This is a genomic window from Paraburkholderia sp. CHISQ3, from assembly GCF_030464945.1.
In the GTDB taxonomy this organism is placed as follows: domain Bacteria; phylum Pseudomonadota; class Gammaproteobacteria; order Burkholderiales; family Burkholderiaceae; genus Paraburkholderia; species Paraburkholderia megapolitana.
The window spans coordinates 727,501-744,578 of sequence record NZ_JALPRG010000002.1; the positions used below are offsets into that span (position 1 = coordinate 727,501).

Sequence of the window (17,078 nt, forward strand, 5' to 3'; positions counted from 1 at the left end):
GTGCCAGCACATCGGCAGGTGCCCCATATCGTAAAAAAGCGTTAAAAACGCACGCTCACCAGCAACCCGCCCGATGCCGATTCGCCGAGTTCAACCTGGGCGCGCTGTTGCAACGCGATGCGCTTCACGATTGCGAGTCCGAGCCCGCTGCCCGCCACATCGGTACGCTCGCGCATCGCGCCGGACCCGACGCGATAGAAGCGGTCGAACACCCGCTCGCGCTCTTCGGGCGGAATCCCCGGTCCGCTGTCGGCGATCCGCACAACCGGATGCCCCGCTTCGACCGCGAGGCTCACATCGACGCGGCCGCCGGCCGGCGTGTACTTGGTTGCGTTATCAAGCAGGTTGTTGAGCATCACACGCAGCGTCTGCCCATCGCCGATCACGGTTGCGGGTTCGCTGCCTTCGATACCGAGATCGACGTTGCGCTGCTGCGCGAGCGGCGCATAAGCGGCGACGCATTCGTCGAGCAGCGCGTGCAGATCGATTGCCTTGGCGCTCACCGGACCATCGGGCTCCGCGCGCGCCAAAGCGAGCAACTGCTCGGCCAACCGCGTCGCGCGCGTGACACCCGCCTGCAGATCGGCGAGCGCTTCTCCGCGCGTGGCGTCATCGCGTGCGCGCGCAACCAGTTGCGACTGGATCTGCACGGCGGCAAGCGGCGTGCGCAGTTCGTGCGCGGCGTCGGCGACGAAGGCCTTTTGCGTATCGAGTGCGGTCGCGAGTCGCGCAAGCAGTGCATTCAGGGCGCGCACGAGCGGCTGGACTTCGAGCGGCAGGCGCGCATCGGGTAGCGGTTCGAGCGCTTCAGGGTGACGCGTGTCGAGTGCGCCCGCCACGCGCCGCAACGGCGCGAGGCCGCGCCCAACCACACCCCATACCGCGACGCCGAGCAGCGGCAGCAGCACGATCAGTGGCCACAGTGTGCGCAGCGCGACGTTCGCAGCGAGCCGGTTGCGCACCGATACCGGCTGCGCGAGCTGCACGACGTTATCGCCGACGATCGCGCCATACACGCGCCACGCACCGCGATCGGTGTGCTCGGTCGAGAAACCGATTTCGGCGCGCGGCGCGAGCGGCGCGCGCGGATGCGAGTAGTACATCAGCACGCCGTTGCGATTCCAGATCTGCAGCACGATGCCTTCGTCGCCGGTATCGCGCGACGTGAGAATCTGCGAGAACGGCTCGGCGGGCAGCGCCGCGGCGATCTCCTGCAACTGGTAGTCGAACAGTTCGTTCGCTTCGGCGAGCGCCTGACGGTAGATGAGCCAGCCCGCGATACCGAGACCCAGCAATACGATGGCAAGCAGCCAGAACAACAATTGACGACGAATCGAACGCATCAGCTCAGCCTTCCCTCGCGATCATGTAACCAAGGCCGCGCACGTTACGGATCAGGTCCGCGCCGAGCTTCTTGCGCAATGCGTGGATGTACACCTCGACGGTATTGCTGCCGATCTCCTCGCCCCAGCCGTACATCTTTTCTTCGAGCTGGCTCTTCGACAGCACCGCGCCCGGTCGTGCCAGCAGCGCTTCGAGCAACGCGAACTCGCGCGCGGACAAGGCAACCGGCGCACCGTCGAGCGTCACCCGATGCCCCGCCGGATCGAGCGTGAGCGCGCCATGACGGATCGTCGAATCGCTGCGCCCCGACTGCCGGCGAATCAGCGCGCGCATGCGCGCACCGAGTTCGTCGAGATCGAACGGCTTCACGAGGTAGTCGTCGGCCCCGGCGTCGAGGCCCTTCACGCGGTCGGCCACCGCGTCGCGCGCGGTGACGATCAAGACCGGCAACGCGTGGCCGCGGGCGCGCAACGTGCGCAGTACGTCGAGGCCGTCGCGCTTGGGCAATCCGAGGTCGAGTAGTACGAGATCGTAAGCTTCGCCGGTGGCCGCGCTCAGCGCAGCCTCGCCGTCCTGCACCCAGTCGACCGCAAAGCCTTCGCCGCGCAGCGCCTTGCGCACGCCCTCGGCAATCATCCGGTCGTCTTCGACAAGCAGTATGCGCATGACAGCGTATCCGTATGGTTCGTGATGACCGCATTCTAGCGCCAGGGGTTCGCCGCGCGGCGCGATGTTAGTCGTCGCATCCGTTTGAACCCCGTCGTATGCGCCACGTATGCGTGGGTTAATGCATTTTTCAACGCAGCATCGCGGCATATCTCTACAATGTGCGCTTTCGCTTCATACGGGAACGGTCGACACCCGGCGCTCGCCGCGCATCGCGTCTTCCGCTGCCCGCCTTGCACGCCCAGGTTTCCATGACGCACGTTCTCGCTTCACTCGCCCAGCGCCCCACCTATTCCCGCTTTCGCTTCGCTTGCGCCGCCGTGCTGTATCGCGCACCTCACGTTGCCCACGCAAACCGTTCGTCTCTTCCGAATACCTTTTCGTTTGCGCGATCTGCGGGTACCGGTTCGGGCCTCGGTCGCATCGCCGCGCTGACACTCGCGTGCGTGTCGCTGCTCGGCGCCGCACCCGCACAGGCGCGAATCAAGGCGCGGCATCCGGCGGTCAGTGTCAGCACGGTGCTGCCGTCCACAGTGATGGCGGGTCTGCAGCGCGCTCATGTGCCGCTGTCGGCCATCAGCGTCGTCGTCGAAAAAGTCGGCGACTCGACACCGATCGTCGCGATGAATGCCGGCATGCCGATGCTGCCTGCCTCGACGATGAAGCTCGTCACGACCTACTCGGGCCTGTCGCTGCTCGGTCCGGACTATCGCTGGCGCACGAGCGCCTATACCGACGGCGCGCTCGATGCGAACGGCATCCTGCACGGCAACCTGTATATCCAGGGTACCGGCGATCCGAAGCTCGTGCCGGAAGAACTGATCGATCTCGTGCAGAAGATCCGCAAGGCGGGCATTAGCGGCATCGACGGTGCGCTCGTGCTCGACAAGCGTTACTTCGATGCGTCGACGCGCGATCTGCCGCCGTTCGACGACGACGTCACGGCGCCGTATAACGTCGGCCCCGATCCGTTGCTGTACGCGTTCAAATCGCTGTCGTTCACGTTGACGCCGGCGCCCGACGGCAGCGTCGCGATCGACGTGCTGCCCGCCCTCGCGCAACTGCAGATCGACAACCAGTTGCGCGCGACACGCGGGCCGTGCCGTGGAGAATCGTCGGCGCTCGCACCGAGCGTGACGCCGGATGCGAACGGCACCGTGATCGCCGCGTTCACCGGCGACTACCCGTTGCGCTGCAGCGCCCGCACGATCAACGTCGCGGTACTCGATCACACGGCGTTTTTCGGCGGCGGCTTTCTCGCGCTGTGGCAACAAACTGGCGGCACGTTCACCGGCACGACACGCGAAGGCCCCGTCCCCGCCACGGCACACCTCATCGCCACACACGATGGTCCGCCGCTCGGAGACATCGTTCGCGACATCAACAAGTTCAGCAACAACACGATGGCGCGCAATCTGTTCCTGACGATCGGCGCGATGTCCGGCAAGCCGCCCGCGACGCCCGAAAAAGCGGCGAGCGCGATCGACGCATTCCTCTCCCGCAGCGCGATCCCCACCGAAGACCTCGCGCTCGACAACGGCTCGGGTCTGTCGCGCGACGAACACGTCACCGCGCTAACGCTCGCCGACCTGCTGCAGGCGGCCAATGCAAGCCCGGTCGCCCAGGTGTTCGTCGATTCGCTGCCGGTAGTGGGTGTCGACGGCACGATGCGGCACCGCCTGACCACGCAGCCTGTGGTCGGCAATGCGCACATCAAGACCGGTACGCTGCGCGACGTGCGCGCCATTGCGGGCTATGTCGCGTCCGAAGACGGCGTCAGCTATGTCGTGGTGAGTCTCATCAACAGTCCGCACGCCGAAAGCGCCCAGGCCGCCCACGATGCGCTGCTCGAATGGGTCTACACGGGCATGGCGCCGCCGCCCGCCCCCGAACCCGTCGCCACCTCGCGCAAGGGCAGTGGCAAGCCCAGGAAAAACCCGCATCGGCACAGCGAGCATTGAGGATTCCTTCTAGCGAAGCCCCGCGCCGCAACGCGGCGGAGCGTGTACGCTGTCGGGCAGTGTTCGACGGGGCGGTATGAAACGCCCGCTACCCATGCGCTGCCGCGCCACAATTCAGCTGCGCGGCACCAGTCGAACGAAAACGACAACGTCTGCCCATTCGCTGCGGCAGCTCGAGACCACGGAGGGGGACGCCCATGCGATTCGACGCCGAATTGCCTTTGCTCGCGATGGCGCACCAGGGCGCGGACAAGATCGCCTGGTTCTTCCTCATTCCGCTTTACACCACCATCTACGCACGCTTTCGCATCTGCGTTAGAGGTGCGTTTCAAACGCCGCGCAATCCACAAAATATTCTGTAAGCTGTCGTCACGCCGTCAGAGCGGCGGACGCTGCCTGCATCACATGGCAATGGCCACACAAACGAGGAGATGAAGTGAACATGAAATACAGGGAACCACACTACCGGAGCCTGACGCGCGTCGCCCAGATCGGCATCGCAGGCGCGGCGTTCGCCCTGATCGCCGCCTGCGGGGGCAGCGACGATAACAGCAACTCGAGCGGCAGCACCCCGGCCGGCGGCGTGAAGCTGCAGGTCGTATCGTTCGGCGACAGCCTGTCGGACGTCGGCACGTATTCGCCGGTTGTCACCGCGAATTTCGGCGGCGGCCGCTTCACCACGAACCCCGGTGAAATCTGGACACAAAAGGTCGCCGAATACTACGGCGGCACGTTGACACCGGCCTATCTCGGTGGCTTTGGGCAACCGTTGCAGGCATCGACGGGTCTCGGCTACGGCCAGGGCGGCTCGCGCGTGACGGACCCGAACGGCATCGGCCACGCGCCGGCCTCGCAGCCGTCGTACGCGCAGGCAACGACCGTACCGATCGTCACGCAGTTGCAGAACTACCTGTCCGCGCACACCAACTTCAACGCGAACCAGCTCGTGCTCGTGAACGGCGGTGCCAACGACATCTTCTATCAGGCCGGCGTCGTTCAGGCGACGATTGCCGCAGCGGTCGCAGCCGGCGCCGATCCGGCTACCGCGCAGACCCAGGCGGTCAATGCAGCCGTGCAGGCCATCGGGCTCGCCGCGACGCAGCTCGTGCAGAACGTGATTGCACCGATCCTCGCGAATGGCGCGACGAAGGTCGTCGTGTCGAACATCCCGGATATCGCGCAGACGCCGCAAGGTCTGTCAGGTGGCGCGTCGGGTCAGCAGCTGTTTGCCGGTCTCGTGACGGCGTTCAACCAGACGCTGATCGGGACGCTGAACGCAGCGGGTCTCGCGAGCAAGGTGATCTACGTGCAGGCCGATCAGTGGCAGGACGGCGTCATGGCGAACTACCAGTCGAACGGCTTCACCGTATCGAATACGGGTACGGCCTGTAACCTGACCGCGATGGCTGCGGCCGCGGCGCAGCACGGTATGCCGAATCCGTCGGCGTTTGCATCGTCGCTGTTCTGCTCGCCGGATACGTATACGGTTGCCGGTGCGGATCAGACTTATATGTTCGCCGATACGGTGCATCCGACTACCCATCTGCATGCGCTGTTCGCGCAACAGGTTGAAAAGCAGATTGCTGCGGCGGGTATTGGCAAGTGATGTAGTGCAGCCGCGTAGCGTCAGGTTGCGCGGCTGAATTGAAAAAGCCCGGTTGGTTTAGCCGGGCTTTTTCTTGCGCGTCAGGTTAGCCGTGTTGCTGTGAAGCAGCGCTACGGCAACGCTTCAAACGCCGCCGCCGCCCGCCCCAACCGGTCATTCACCGCGATCCATTCAATCGTATCCGGCAGCTTCTCGATCAGGATGCGCGTCACATTCGCGCGATCGAGCGCGCGCAACAAACCGTATAGCTCGCGTGCGTAGACGTGCGGATCTTCGGGTGCGGCGATGAAGTGCACGCCCGTAGCACTGGCCCACGCTCCCGCGCGCGATGCGCGCGCCACCAGGGCGATCCGCTCGTTGGTATCGCGTGCGAGGAGCAGCGGCTCGAGCGCCTCGAACGGCAGCAGCGCGAGCGGAGTGCGCGGCGCGTAGTGCGCCTTCAGCGTGCCCGATGCGCGCGGTGCAGTGGCGTCCGACCCATCCGGCAGACGCGGCGCCTCGCCGAGCACGTCGGCGATATCCTGCGGCGTCACGCGTCCCGGTCGCAACAGCGCCGGAAAACCACGCGAAAGATCGACGATCGTCGACTCGATACCGACATCCGACGGCCCGCCATCGAGCACATGAATCGCGCTGCCGAATTCTTCGCACACATGCTGCGCGGTCGTCGGGCTCACATGACCGAAGCGGTTCGCGGAAGGCGCGGCCACTCCGCCGTAACCGCCCCTGAGCGCCGCGAACGCAGCAAGCAACGCCTGCGCAACCGGATGCGACGGGCAGCGCAAGCCGACCGAATCCTGACCGCCGCTGACCGCCGGCGGAATGTGCGCCGCGCGCTTGAGAATCAGCGTGAGCGGCCCCGGCCAGAACGCATCGATCAGCTTCTGCGCATCCGGCGGTAAGTCCTTGACCCAATACGCCGGGTCGCCCTGCGGCGGCAGATGCACGATCACCGGATGATTCGCCGGCCGCCCCTTCGCCGCGTAGATGCGCGCCACCGCCTCCGCGCTCTCGGCATCGCCACCGAGCCCGTACACGGTCTCGGTGGGAAACGCGACGAGTTCGCCCTCATCGAGCAAGGCCGCCGCGCGCTCGATATCGGCCGCGTTCACAGCGGCTGCGGGGAAACCTGCGGGTGTCTGATCGGGCATGGCAGCGATAAACCCTGCGTCAGCCGACGGCGATATGCAGCAGCCGCGCGCAATCGCGTGCAGCCGTGCGGGCTTCGTCGAGCGTCGACGCGGTGAAATTCACGTGGCCCATCTTGCGGCCCGGACGCGCTTCCTCCTTGCCGTACAGATGCAAACGCGCAGCGGGCATCGCTGCCACTTCATGCCACGGCGGCGTAACGGGCGCACCGAGCGGCGCGTTGCCCTGCGCACCTTTCACGTGATTCGCGTCGTCGGGAAACCAGATGTCGCCGAGGATGTTCAGCATCACCGCCGGCGAGTGCTGGCGCGTGTCGCCGAGCGGCATACCGGTCATCGCGCGCACCTGCTGCTCGAACTGGCTGGTCGCGCAGGCATCGACGGTGTAGTGGCCGGAATTGTGCGGGCGCGGCGCCATTTCGTTGGCGACCAGCGAGCCGTCTTCGAGAATAAAAAACTCGACGCACAGCACGCCGACATAACCAAGCTTCGCGGCAATCTGCAGCGCCGCCTGCTGCGCCTGGGCGACGAGCGTCGCGCTCGCGTCGGGCGCCGGTACGATCGTATGCGAGAGCACGCCATCGCGATGCGTGTTCTGCGCCAACGGATACACTGCGGTCGTGCCGGTCGCGCCACGCGCGATCAACGCCGACACTTCGAACTTAAGCGGCAACCGCTTTTCGAGCACGCAGGCCACGCCACCCAGCGATGCGTGTGCCTCGCGCACTTCCTCGGCATTGCGCACGCGCACCTGGCCCTTGCCGTCGTAGCCGAGCCGCGCAGTCTTCAGGATGCCAGGCAGCACCGCTTCGAGCGCTGCATCGTTGAGCGCAGCCAGCGCATCCGACGATTCGATCACCACGTGCGGCGCCACCGTCACGCCCGACGAAGCGATAAAGCGCTTCTCCGCGATGCGGTCCTGCGCGACCGCGACGCAGCGGCCAGCCGGACTCACGAAAGTCGTCCGAGCAAGAAAGTCGAGGCTCGCGGCCGGCACATTCTCGAATTCCGTCGATACCGCCGCGCACAACCGCGCGAGTTCGGTCAACGCCGCTTCGTCGTCGTAGGCGGCACGCAGATGTCGATCCGCGACGGCGCCCGCCGGGCTCGCCTCATCGGGATCGAGCACGGCGACGCGATAGCCCATCGCCTGGGCGGCAAAACAGAACATGCGGCCGAGCTGGCCGCCACCGACCATGCCAAGCCATGCGCCGGGCAGAATCGGTGAAACCGGGGTGTTGTCTGGGTTCATCTCAGTGGTCGGCTCAATGGTGAACCCCGGCTGCCGATGCGCGCACGCGCCGTCAACCGGGGTCACAGGTTCGGGCTGAAAACCCGTTTGCGCTTACAGCGCGGGCAGCACCATCGCGTGGGCGGCCTGGTTCTGACGCACGCGGAACGCAGCGAGCTTGTCCGCGTAATCGGTCGACGTGCCGCTCAGGATCGACACCGCGAACAGCGCCGCATTAGCCGCGCCGGCTTCGCCGATGGCGAACGTCGCGACCGGCACGCCCTTCGGCATCTGCACGATCGAATGCAACGAATCGACACCCTTCAGATACTTGCTGGCGACCGGCACGCCAAGCACCGGCACCGTGGTCTTCGCGGCGAGCATACCCGGCAGATGCGCCGCGCCGCCCGCACCGGCGATGATCGCGCGCAATCCGCGCTCGCGCGCACGCTCCGCGTACGCGAACATCTCGTCGGGCATGCGGTGCGCGGAGACGACCTGCGCTTCATAGGGCACGCCGAATTCCTGCAGGATCGCCACGGCATGCTTCATGGTGTCCCAGTCGGAACTGGAACCCATCAGCACGCCGACAAGCGGCGCATCGTGCGTATGGGCAGTCGGGACGGTCTGGACTTCACTCATCGTACTGGCTTCCGTGTGCGCGGGTTACGCGAGCTTCTGGCCGGTCAGCCGTTCGAGCGCTTCCTGATACTTCTCGCTCGTCTTCGTGACCACGTCGTCGGGCAGCTTCGGCGCCGGCGGCTCTTTTTTCCACGGCTGGGTTTCGAGCCAGTCGCGGACAAACTGCTTGTCGAACGACGGCGGGTTGGTGCCCACCTGGTACTGGTCGGCGGGCCAGAAACGCGAGGAATCGGCGGTCAGCGCTTCGTCCATCAGGTACAGCTTGCCGTGATTGTCGAGACCGAATTCGAACTTCGTATCCGCGATGATGATGCCGCGGGTTGCCGCGTAATCGGCGGCGGCCTGGTACAGCTTGATCGAGATGTCGCGGATCGTCGCCGACAGTTCAGTGCCGATGCGGCGCTCCATCTCGTCGTAGGTGATGTTCTCGTCGTGGTGGCCCATCTCGGCCTTCGCGGCCGGCGTGAAGATCGGCTCGGGCAGCTTCTGCGCGTTCTGCAGGCCGGGCGGCAACTGCACGCCGCACACCGAACCCGTCGCCTGATAGTCCTTCCAGCCGCTGCCAGCCAGATAACCGCGCACCACCGCTTCCACAAGAATCGGCTCGAGACGCTTGACGACCACCGCGCGCCCCTTCACCTGCTCCGCTTCGTCGGCTGCGACCACCGATTCCGGCGCGACGCCGGTCAGGTGATTCGGCACGATGTCCTTCAGGCGCTCGAACCAGAAATCGGCCATCTGGTTCAACACACGGCCTTTGCCCGGAATCGGCTCGCCCATGATCACGTCGAACGCCGACAGGCGGTCGGTGGTGACGATCAGCAGGCGGTCGTTGCCTACCGCGTAGTTATCGCGGACCTTGCCGCGGCCGAGCAGCGGCAGCGAGCGGAGCGTGGATTCGTAGAGGGTGGACATCGTCGTGATTCGCTAAAAGTGGGGTCCGGGACGGGACAAATCGGTAAAAAACCGCAAAAACCTATGGAAAATCAAAAGCTAAACGCCGTTCCCCATGATCATGCGGGAACGGCGATGCGCAGGCAACCGCCAGACGACCCAGCCGTTCGCTTAACCGCGGCCGGGTCGGCAAAGGCAGTATTTTAACGGACGACCTGTGAGAGCTCGCCGGCCTTGTACTTTTCGGCGATCCGGTCGAGCGACAGCGGCTTGATCTTGCCCGCCTGCCCTTCGCAGCCAAACGCCAGATAACGGTCGACACATACCTTCTTCGCCGCGTCGCGCGCGGGCTTCAGATAGTCGCGCGGATCGAACTTCCCTGCGTTCTGCGCCATGTAACGACGGATCGCACCGGTGATCGCCAGACGCAGGTCGGTATCGATGTTGATCTTGCGCACGCCGTACTTGATGCCTTCCTGAATCTCTTCGACCGGCACGCCGTAGGTTTCCTTCATGTCGCCGCCGAATTCGCGGATTTCCGCGAGCAGTTCCTGCGGCACCGACGACGAGCCGTGCATCACAAGATGCGTGTTCGGAATGCGCGCGTGAATTTCCTTGATGCGCGAGATCGACAGGATGTCGCCGGTGGGCTTCTTCGAGAACTTGTACGCGCCGTGCGACGTACCGATCGCGATGGCGAGCGCGTCGCACTGCGTTTGTTTGACGAAGTCGGCGGCCTGTTCGACGTCGGTGAGCAGCTGCTCGCGCGTCATCGTGCCTTCTGCGCCGTGGCCGTCTTCCTTGTCGCCCTTCATCGTTTCCAGAGAACCGAGCACGCCGAGTTCTGCTTCGACTGTCACGCCGATCGAGTGCGCCGCTTCGACCACCTTGCGCGACACGTCGACGTTGTAGTCGTACGAAGCCACCGTCTTGCCATCCGCTTCGAGCGAGCCGTCCATCATCACGCTCGTGAAGCCGCTGCGGATCGCCGCCATGCACACCGCCGGCGACTGCCCGTGATCCTGATGCATCACGACCGGAATGTGCGGGTAGGACTCGACGGCTGCTTCGATCAGGTGCCGCAGGAACGGCTCTCCCGCATATTTGCGCGCACCCGCCGAGGCCTGCATGATCACCGGCGCGTTCACCTGGTCGGCGGCGGCCATGATGGCCTGCACCTGCTCCAGGTTGTTCACATTGAATGCCGGCAGGCCGTAGCCGTGTTCGGCGGCGTGGTCCAGCAATTGACGCATTGACACGAGAGGCATTGCGATACTCCTTTGATTTAAAACGAATCCTGTGTCGTCGGCATCTCATTGCGCGAGGTTATCGCGATGCCTGTTGCGCGCTGGGGCGTAGAGGGGCTCGCGTGTGTTGCGTCTTGCGCGAAACCGCTTGCGCACGCCTCTCGTCAGCGCGCTTCAGGTGGTGCCGATCGTCGGCGTAACGCGGCTTATGTCGTGCCGCTTGTAACGCCGTTTATGTCACGTCATTCATGCTGCACCGTTCATACAGTGCCGCTCAAGCAGCGCTGCTCGTGCAGCGCCGCTTGCGTTACGTGGTCATGCAATACCGCATACGTACGCCGGTCATGCAGCGTCGCTTACGCGGCGCTCATCACGCGGTACCGTTCAATACGGCTCGCCGACACGCACGATCTTCAGCGTGTTAGTCCCGCCGGCCTGCCCCATCGGCTCGCCGACCGTCAGCACGACCATGTCGCCGCGAGCGGCATAGCCCTTGCTGACCACCACTTCGAGCGCCTGCTGAAGCGCGATATCGCGATCGCTGCTGCTGTCCAGATGCAGCGGCCGCACGTTGCGATAGATCTGCATCGCGCGCTCGCTGCCGATACGCGAGGTCAGCGCAAAGATCGGCACCTGGGTCCAGTGACGCGACATCCACAGCGCGGTCGAACCCGATTCGGTCAGCGCGACGATCGCCTTCGTGCCGAGGTGGTACGCGGTGAACAGCGCGCCCATCGCGATCGACTGGTCGATCCGCGTGAAAGTGCGGTCGAGGAAATCCTTGTCGAGCTCGACGTGTTCGGACTTCTCAGCTTCGAGGCAGATCGCGGCCATCGTTTCGATGGTTTGCACCGGGTACTTGCCCGCCGCCGATTCCGCCGACAACATCACCGCATCGGTCCCGTCGAGCACCGCGTTCGCCACGTCCGACACTTCGGCGCGCGTCGGCACCGGCGCGTAGATCATCGACTCCATCATCTGCGTCGCGGTGATCACGAACTTGTTCGATTCGCGCGCCATGCGGATCATGCGCTTCTGCAACGCGGGGACGGCAGCATTGCCCACTTCGACGGCGAGATCGCCACGCGCGACCATGATGCCGTCCGACGCATCGAGAATGCCCTGCAGCGCCGGAATCGCTTCGGCCCGCTCGATCTTCGCGATCATCTTCGGCTTGATGCCGTACGGTGCGCCGGCAATGTTGGCGAGCTGGCGCGCCATTTCCATGTCGGTAGCGTTCTTCGGGAACGACACTGCGACGAAGTCCGCGCCGAGCGACATCGCCGTGCGAATGTCTTCCATGTCCTTCGCGGTCAGCGCCGGCGCGGTCAGACCGCCGCCCTGACGATTGATACCCTTGTTGTTCGACAGCTCGCCGCCGATCTTCACTGTTGTGTGGATCTCGTTGCCGATCACCCGTGTGACGTTCAGCACGATCAGGCCGTCGTTCAGCAGCAGGATGTCGCCGGTTTTCAGGTCGCGCGGCAGATCCTTGTAGTCGAGGCCGACGCGTTCGTCGTTGCCGAGTTCGCAATCGCTGTCGAGGATGAACGCATTGCCCGGCACGAGCGTGATCTTGCCGTTCTCGAACTTGCCGACGCGGATTTTCGGGCCTTGCAGGTCCGCCATGATGCCGACTTCGCGACCGGCGAGGCGGGCCGCTTCGCGGACGAATTCGGCGCGCTGGCGGTGATCGTCGGCGGTGCCGTGAGAGAAGTTGAGCCGCACCACGTCGAGGCCGGCGTCGATCATTTGTTGCAGGATCTCGGGCGTGCTGGAAGCCGGGCCGATGGTGGCGACAATCTTGGTGGCGCGATGCATGAGTCTCCTCGTTTGAATGGATTCGCTGGTATGAGCGCTGGGAGTCGGATGCGGGGGCTGCGCGCCGACGGATGCTGCCGGGGCGCCGGTGGGGACCGGCGCAGCGGATGAAGACGAAACTTCGTGGATGGCCTGCGCGGCTAGCGCCGCGGTCGCCGCCTGGGCGTCCGAAGCCGCCGGTGCCGTGACCTGCGGCGCGGCGCCGGCCGGTGCGGTACGGCGTGATGGGCCGCCGCTCGCGGAGCGCGCCGTGCGCTCCGTTGCAGAAGCCCCGCGTGCCGCCGCGGACCGGGCCTTCGCCGGTTTTGCTGGAGCGCGTGCGCTCACGTCAAGCCCGCGATTCGAGCACTTCGACCGCCGGCAGCTTCTTGCCCTCGAGGAATTCGAGGAACGCGCCGCCGCCGGTGGAGATATAGCTGATCTTGTCGTGGATGCCGTACTTCGCGATTGCAGCGAGCGTATCGCCGCCGCCCGCGATCGAAAACGCCGATGAGTTCGCGATCGCCTCGGCCAGTGTCTTCGTACCGTGACTAAACTGGTCGAACTCGAACACGCCGACCGGACCGTTCCAGACGATCGTGCCGGCCGTCCCAAGTTGCGCAGCCAGCGTCTTCGCCGTATCCGGACCGATGTCGAGGATCAGGTCGTCGTCCTGCACGTCGGCAACGGCCTTGATCTCGGCCTTCGCAGTCGCGGAGAATTCTTTCGCAGTGACGACGTCGGTCGGAATCGGCACCGATGCACCGCGCGCCTTCGCCTGCTCGATGATCGCCTTCGCGTCTTCGACGAGATCGGCTTCCGCCAGCGACTTACCGATCTTCAGACCGGCCGCCAGCATGAACGTGTTCGCAATCCCACCACCGACAATCAACTGATCGACCTTCTCCGCCAGCGATTTCAGAATGGTCAGCTTGGTCGACACCTTCGAGCCGGCGACGATCGCCACCAGCGGCCGCTTCGGCGCACCGAGCGCCTTGCCGAGCGCGTCGAGTTCGGCGGCGAGCAGCGGGCCGGCGCACGCAACCGGCGCGTACTTCGCGATGCCGTGCGTCGTCGCTTCCGCGCGGTGCGCGGTGCCGAACGCGTCATTCACGTAGATGTCGCAGAGCTTGGCCATTTTCTGCGCGAGTTCGTCGGAGTTCTTCTTTTCGCCTTTGTTCACGCGACAGTTTTCGAGCAGCACGACCTGACCCGGCGCGACCTGCACGCCGTTCTCGACCCAGTTCGCGATAAGCGGCACGTCGCGGCCCAGCAGCTCAGCGAGACGCTTTGCGACCGGCGCGAGCGAATCTTCGGGCTTGAACTCGCCTTCCGTCGGGCGGCCCAGGTGCGACGTGACCATCACGGCGGCGCCCGCATCGAGCGCGTCCTGAATGGCCGGCACCGAGGCGCGGATGCGGGTGTCTTCGGTGATGTTGCCCTGGTCGTCCTGCGGCACGTTCAGGTCGGCACGGATAAACACGCGTTTGCCGGACAGCTTGCCGGCGGCGATCAGATCGGTGAGACGCAATACCTGGTTCATGGGCGTGTGTATGCGGGTTGGGTGGAAGGCGGTTGTGGACGATGCTTGCGGCCTGCGCATCCGACCGTGCGATGGGTACGCACGTCGGGCAGGTTCGCGTCCGTTTGAAACGAACCCGCGGCGGCCTGTTGGCCGGCGCGTCGCGCAGCAATCCGGAGGACCGCCATTTTAACCGATACCCATGGCGTTCTAACCCGTGTCGGCGCGAATGTCCTGTATCTGGGTTGCGCACTATCGATGCCGCAGCGCAGCATGCGCCGTGTGCCCTTAGTCGGGCACCTAGACGACAAACCGCAGAATCGTGAACACGACCATTCCGACCACAATCGTGCTGACCATACTACGCCGCCACAAATACCAGCCGAGTCCGGCGACGCTTGCGTAGAACTCATGGTTGGAGAGCCCAAACGACAGCCCGTCGGGCGTGACCAGAACATCCGGTAGTACGACGGCGACAAGCGCCGCGGCGGGCGCGTAGCGCAGCATCCGCTGCACGCGTTCCGGCAGTACCGTCCGCTCGCCGCCGATCAGAAACAGTGCACGCGTGACCGCGGTCACGAGCGTCATGCCGAGAATGGCGAGCCAGATCTGCGTGGTGGACATTGGGGTCACTGGGAATCTCCGGTACGCCGGCGGATGCGGCGCAGGTCGGCGCGCTCGACAAGCAGGTCGGTGATGCTGCCGGCGGCGATCGCGGTCAGCACGGCGATCGGCAGGGCAAGCCGGTACGGCAGTTCGAAGGCGAGCAGCGCGACCACGCCGGCGATACTGACCGCCACCAGCGTCGAGCGCGTCGCAATGGCCGAAACCATGATCGGAATCAGTGCGAGCGTGCCGGCAAGCGCCAGGCCCCAGTTATCCGGAATAAGGCTGGCGAGCAGGATGCCCGCAATCGACGACACCTGCCACGACAGCCAGCTCGCGAGCGACATCCCCCAGAAATACGCTTCCTTGCCGGGCACGCGGCCGGGCGCGAAGCGCTGCTTCTGGAACAGCAGATAGATCACATCGCCGTTGAAATAGCCGATCAGAAGGCGCCGCCACAACGGCAAGTACGAGAAATGCGGCGCGAGACCGGCGCTGAAGATCACGAAACGCGTATTCACCATCGCGGCGGTGAGCAGGATCGTCCAGACCGGCAGATGGGCGGCAAAAAGCGGCAGCACCGCGAGTTGCGACGACCCCGCGTAGACCAGCACCGACATGCCGAGTGCCTGCGGTGTGGTCAGCACGGATTTGCTCATCGCAATACCGGTGACCAGCCCCCACGAGAGGATCGCCATCAACGTCGGGGAATAGTCGCTCAGGCCCTGGCGAAAGGCGTGGCGGTCTTGAGCGGACAGGCGAGCGAGCATCGGAGCAACGTCCCGGCGAGGATGCACGGGAGCGACAGGAAGTGGCCGCCAGTTCGTCGAACACCCGCTGGCGCATCCGGATTTGTATGATATGCGGGCTGGATTATAGCGTTTGAAAGCTGTCTGAATGCCCGTTACGCATGCAAAAGACGCTAAAATGGCGCTCTTCGCCGCCTGCCGGATCTTCGCGACGGCCTCTCGCACCGCGTTCCCGGCTCGTCCGCCGGATCGACGCACCGCTTCTCGAGATCCGGACGCATGCGCGGCAACGCCGGGGTAGCCCGCACCGGGGTAGCCCGGTCACACAGTAACCGCACCGCCTGGAGAATCGTATGTCAATGGCCGACCGCGACGGCAAGATCTGGATGGATGGCAAGCTCATCGACTGGCGCGATGCCAAAATCCACGTGCTCACCCACACGCTGCATTACGGCATGGGCGTCTTCGAAGGCGTACGCGCCTATCAGGCGGCCGACGGCAGCACCGCGATTTTCCGTCTCCAGGAACACACCAAGCGGCTGCTCAACTCGGCGAAGATCTTCCAGATGGACGTCCCGTTCGACCACGAAACGCTCGCCGCCGCGCAGCGCGAAGTCGTGCGCGAGAACAAGCTCGAGAAGGGCTACATCCGTCCGCTCATCTGGATCGGCTCCGAAAAACTCGGCGTGTCGGCCAAGGGCAACACGATCCACGTCGCAATCGCCGCGTGGCCGTGGGGCGCCTACCTCGGTGAAGACGGCCTGAACAAGGGCATCCGCGTGAAGACCTCGTCGTTCACGCGCCATCACGTGAATGTGTCGATGGTCCGGGCGAAAGCGTCGGGCTGGTATGTGAACTCGATCCTCGCCAACCAGGAAGCCGTCACCGACGGTTACGACGAAGCGCTGCTGCTCGACGTCGACGGCTATGTGTCGGAAGGCTCCGGCGAAAACTTCTTCCTCGTGAACAACGGCAAGCTCTACACGCCCGACCTGGCGTCGTGCCTCGACGGCATCACGCGCGACACGATCATCACGCTCGCGCGCGACGCCGGCATCCAGGTGATCGAAAAACGCATCACGCGCGACGAGGTCTACACCTGCGACGAAGCGTTCTTCACCGGCACTGCCGCCGAAGTCACGCCGATCCGCGAGCTCGATAACCGCACGATCGGCAACGGCGCACGTGGCCCGATCACCGAAAAGCTGCAAGCCGCGTTCTTCGAGATCGTCGCGGGCAAGAACCCGAAGTACGCACACTGGCTGGCAAAGATCTGAACCTTGCGCGCGCGGCCTCGACATCCATGCACGCCGCGCCGCCTAAAAAGAGAAAGTCCTCATGAGCGAAATCAAGGAAATGCCGCTGGTCGAACTGTCGGCAAAAGACCTGCCCGCCTATTGCCCGAACCCGTCGATGCCGCGCTGGAGCACCCATCCGCGCGTCTTTATCGACGTGACCCACGGCGAAGCGCGCTGCCCGTACTGCGGGACGCGCTACACGTTGCGTGCCGGCGAAGTGGTCAAGGGCCACTGAGCATCGCGCGCACCCGTCAGGCCGCGACCGCAGCCGCGGCGCAGGCGTTGCTGCGCATCCGTCAGATGCGTGGACTCACAACGCAGCGCCCGCCGTCGCCGCGGCCTTCTCTCTTGCCACACTCTGGAC

At 64.9% G+C, this 17,078-nt stretch carries 16 protein-coding genes; 5 read left to right on the forward strand and 11 right to left on the reverse strand.

Translation table 11 applies throughout. The features are described 5' to 3' along the window. Window positions 1–41: 41 nt before the first annotated feature. Both M0D65_RS07000 and M0D65_RS07005 read right to left on the reverse strand, forming a co-directional pair. Window positions 42–1,343, reverse strand: a complete 1,302-nt coding sequence (locus M0D65_RS07000; protein ID WP_091011144.1) for an ATP-binding protein — start codon at window positions 1,341–1,343, stop codon at window positions 42–44. A 4-nt stretch (window positions 1,344–1,347) separates the two neighbouring features. After that, window positions 1,348–2,010: a response regulator gene (locus M0D65_RS07005; RefSeq protein ID WP_091011143.1), complete on the reverse strand. Its 663-nt coding sequence runs from the start codon at window positions 2,008–2,010 to the stop codon at window positions 1,348–1,350. Window positions 2,011–2,261: 251 nt separating this feature from the next. Here M0D65_RS07005 and dacB point away from each other — a divergent pair, with 251 nt between their 5' ends. From dacB to M0D65_RS07020, 3 genes are all read left to right on the forward strand, one after another. After that, a complete protein-coding gene (dacB, locus tag M0D65_RS07010; protein ID WP_266252003.1) occupies window positions 2,262–3,971 on the forward strand; it encodes a D-alanyl-D-alanine carboxypeptidase/D-alanyl-D-alanine-endopeptidase in 1,710 nt (569 codons plus the stop codon). Between the two features lie 197 nt (window positions 3,972–4,168). Beyond that, window positions 4,169–4,333 carry a hypothetical protein gene (locus M0D65_RS07015; protein ID WP_266252004.1) on the forward strand — a complete coding sequence of 55 codons (165 nt, stop codon included), beginning with the start codon at window positions 4,169–4,171 and terminating at the stop codon, window positions 4,331–4,333. An 80-nt stretch (window positions 4,334–4,413) separates the two neighbouring features. Continuing rightward, window positions 4,414–5,577 (forward strand): SGNH/GDSL hydrolase family protein, encoded by a 1,164-nt coding sequence (locus tag M0D65_RS07020; RefSeq protein WP_266252005.1) that lies wholly within the window; start codon window positions 4,414–4,416, stop codon window positions 5,575–5,577. 110 nt (window positions 5,578–5,687) lie between these two features. Here M0D65_RS07020 and M0D65_RS07025 read toward each other — a convergent pair whose 3' ends face one another. From M0D65_RS07025 to M0D65_RS07065, 9 genes are all read right to left on the reverse strand, one after another. After that, entirely contained in the window at window positions 5,688–6,728 is a 1,041-nt protein-coding gene (locus tag M0D65_RS07025; RefSeq protein WP_266252006.1) for an L-threonylcarbamoyladenylate synthase, read from the reverse strand. A gap of 19 nt (window positions 6,729–6,747) precedes the next feature. Beyond that, window positions 6,748–7,977 carry a 5-(carboxyamino)imidazole ribonucleotide synthase gene (locus M0D65_RS07030; protein ID WP_266252007.1) on the reverse strand — a complete coding sequence of 410 codons (1,230 nt, stop codon included), beginning with the start codon at window positions 7,975–7,977 and terminating at the stop codon, window positions 6,748–6,750. 93 nt (window positions 7,978–8,070) lie between these two features. Continuing rightward, a complete protein-coding gene (gene purE, locus M0D65_RS07035; RefSeq protein WP_091011138.1) occupies window positions 8,071–8,598 on the reverse strand; it encodes a 5-(carboxyamino)imidazole ribonucleotide mutase in 528 nt (175 codons plus the stop codon). A 24-nt stretch (window positions 8,599–8,622) separates the two neighbouring features. Continuing rightward, entirely contained in the window at window positions 8,623–9,513 is an 891-nt protein-coding gene (locus M0D65_RS07040; RefSeq protein WP_096718014.1) for a phosphoribosylaminoimidazolesuccinocarboxamide synthase, read from the reverse strand. A gap of 182 nt (window positions 9,514–9,695) precedes the next feature. Beyond that, a complete protein-coding gene (gene fba / locus M0D65_RS07045; protein ID WP_091011136.1) occupies window positions 9,696–10,760 on the reverse strand; it encodes a class II fructose-bisphosphate aldolase in 1,065 nt (354 codons plus the stop codon). 363 nt (window positions 10,761–11,123) lie between these two features. Next, complete coding sequence (pyk, locus tag M0D65_RS07050; protein WP_091011135.1) at window positions 11,124–12,560, reverse strand: pyruvate kinase; 1,437 nt, start codon at window positions 12,558–12,560, stop codon at window positions 11,124–11,126. 328 nt (window positions 12,561–12,888) lie between these two features. After that, a complete protein-coding gene (locus tag M0D65_RS07055) occupies window positions 12,889–14,082 on the reverse strand; it encodes a phosphoglycerate kinase (protein ID WP_266252008.1) in 1,194 nt (397 codons plus the stop codon). Window positions 14,083–14,361: 279 nt separating this feature from the next. Beyond that, window positions 14,362–14,685: an AzlD domain-containing protein gene (locus M0D65_RS07060; protein ID WP_266252044.1), complete on the reverse strand. Its 324-nt coding sequence runs from the start codon at window positions 14,683–14,685 to the stop codon at window positions 14,362–14,364. A gap of 5 nt (window positions 14,686–14,690) precedes the next feature. Beyond that, window positions 14,691–15,437: an AzlC family ABC transporter permease gene (locus M0D65_RS07065; RefSeq protein WP_091011132.1), complete on the reverse strand. Its 747-nt coding sequence runs from the start codon at window positions 15,435–15,437 to the stop codon at window positions 14,691–14,693. A gap of 332 nt (window positions 15,438–15,769) precedes the next feature. Here M0D65_RS07065 and M0D65_RS07070 point away from each other — a divergent pair, with 332 nt between their 5' ends. Together M0D65_RS07070 and M0D65_RS07075 are read left to right on the forward strand one after the other, a co-directional pair. Beyond that, the gene (locus M0D65_RS07070; RefSeq protein WP_266252009.1) at window positions 15,770–16,693 is read left to right on the forward strand and encodes a branched-chain amino acid transaminase; all 924 of its coding nucleotides are present in this window, start codon (window positions 15,770–15,772) and stop codon (window positions 16,691–16,693) included. 61 nt (window positions 16,694–16,754) lie between these two features. Next, window positions 16,755–16,949 carry a zinc-finger domain-containing protein gene (locus M0D65_RS07075; RefSeq protein WP_091011130.1) on the forward strand — a complete coding sequence of 65 codons (195 nt, stop codon included), beginning with the start codon at window positions 16,755–16,757 and terminating at the stop codon, window positions 16,947–16,949. The last annotated feature ends 129 nt before the right edge of the window (window positions 16,950–17,078 follow it).

Excerpts from the sequence above, each read along its gene's own strand:
- M0D65_RS07015 (WP_266252004.1), top strand. The coding sequence starts at position 4,169 with ATGCGATTCGACGCCGAATTGCCTTTGCTCGCGATGGCGCACCAGGGC.
- fba (WP_091011136.1), bottom strand. The coding sequence starts at position 10,760 with ATGCCTCTCGTGTCAATGCGTCAATTGCTGGACCACGCCGCCGAACAC.
- M0D65_RS07055 (WP_266252008.1), bottom strand. The coding sequence starts at position 14,082 with ATGAACCAGGTATTGCGTCTCACCGATCTGATCGCCGCCGGCAAGCTG.
- M0D65_RS07020 (WP_266252005.1), top strand. The coding sequence starts at position 4,414 with ATGAAATACAGGGAACCACACTACCGGAGCCTGACGCGCGTCGCCCAG.
- M0D65_RS07005 (WP_091011143.1), bottom strand. The coding sequence starts at position 2,010 with ATGCGCATACTGCTTGTCGAAGACGACCGGATGATTGCCGAGGGCGTG.
- M0D65_RS07060 (WP_266252044.1), bottom strand. The coding sequence starts at position 14,685 with ATGTCCACCACGCAGATCTGGCTCGCCATTCTCGGCATGACGCTCGTG.
- pyk (WP_091011135.1), bottom strand. The coding sequence starts at position 12,560 with ATGCATCGCGCCACCAAGATTGTCGCCACCATCGGCCCGGCTTCCAGC.
- M0D65_RS07070 (WP_266252009.1), top strand. The coding sequence starts at position 15,770 with ATGTCAATGGCCGACCGCGACGGCAAGATCTGGATGGATGGCAAGCTC.
- M0D65_RS07075 (WP_091011130.1), top strand. The coding sequence starts at position 16,755 with ATGAGCGAAATCAAGGAAATGCCGCTGGTCGAACTGTCGGCAAAAGAC.
- M0D65_RS07000 (WP_091011144.1), bottom strand. The coding sequence starts at position 1,343 with ATGCGTTCGATTCGTCGTCAATTGTTGTTCTGGCTGCTTGCCATCGTA.
- M0D65_RS07065 (WP_091011132.1), bottom strand. The coding sequence starts at position 15,437 with ATGCTCGCTCGCCTGTCCGCTCAAGACCGCCACGCCTTTCGCCAGGGC.
- M0D65_RS07040 (WP_096718014.1), bottom strand. The coding sequence starts at position 9,513 with ATGTCCACCCTCTACGAATCCACGCTCCGCTCGCTGCCGCTGCTCGGC.
- M0D65_RS07025 (WP_266252006.1), bottom strand. The coding sequence starts at position 6,728 with ATGCCCGATCAGACACCCGCAGGTTTCCCCGCAGCCGCTGTGAACGCG.
- M0D65_RS07030 (WP_266252007.1), bottom strand. The coding sequence starts at position 7,977 with ATGAACCCAGACAACACCCCGGTTTCACCGATTCTGCCCGGCGCATGG.
- purE (WP_091011138.1), bottom strand. The coding sequence starts at position 8,598 with ATGAGTGAAGTCCAGACCGTCCCGACTGCCCATACGCACGATGCGCCG.
- dacB (WP_266252003.1), top strand. The coding sequence starts at position 2,262 with ATGACGCACGTTCTCGCTTCACTCGCCCAGCGCCCCACCTATTCCCGC.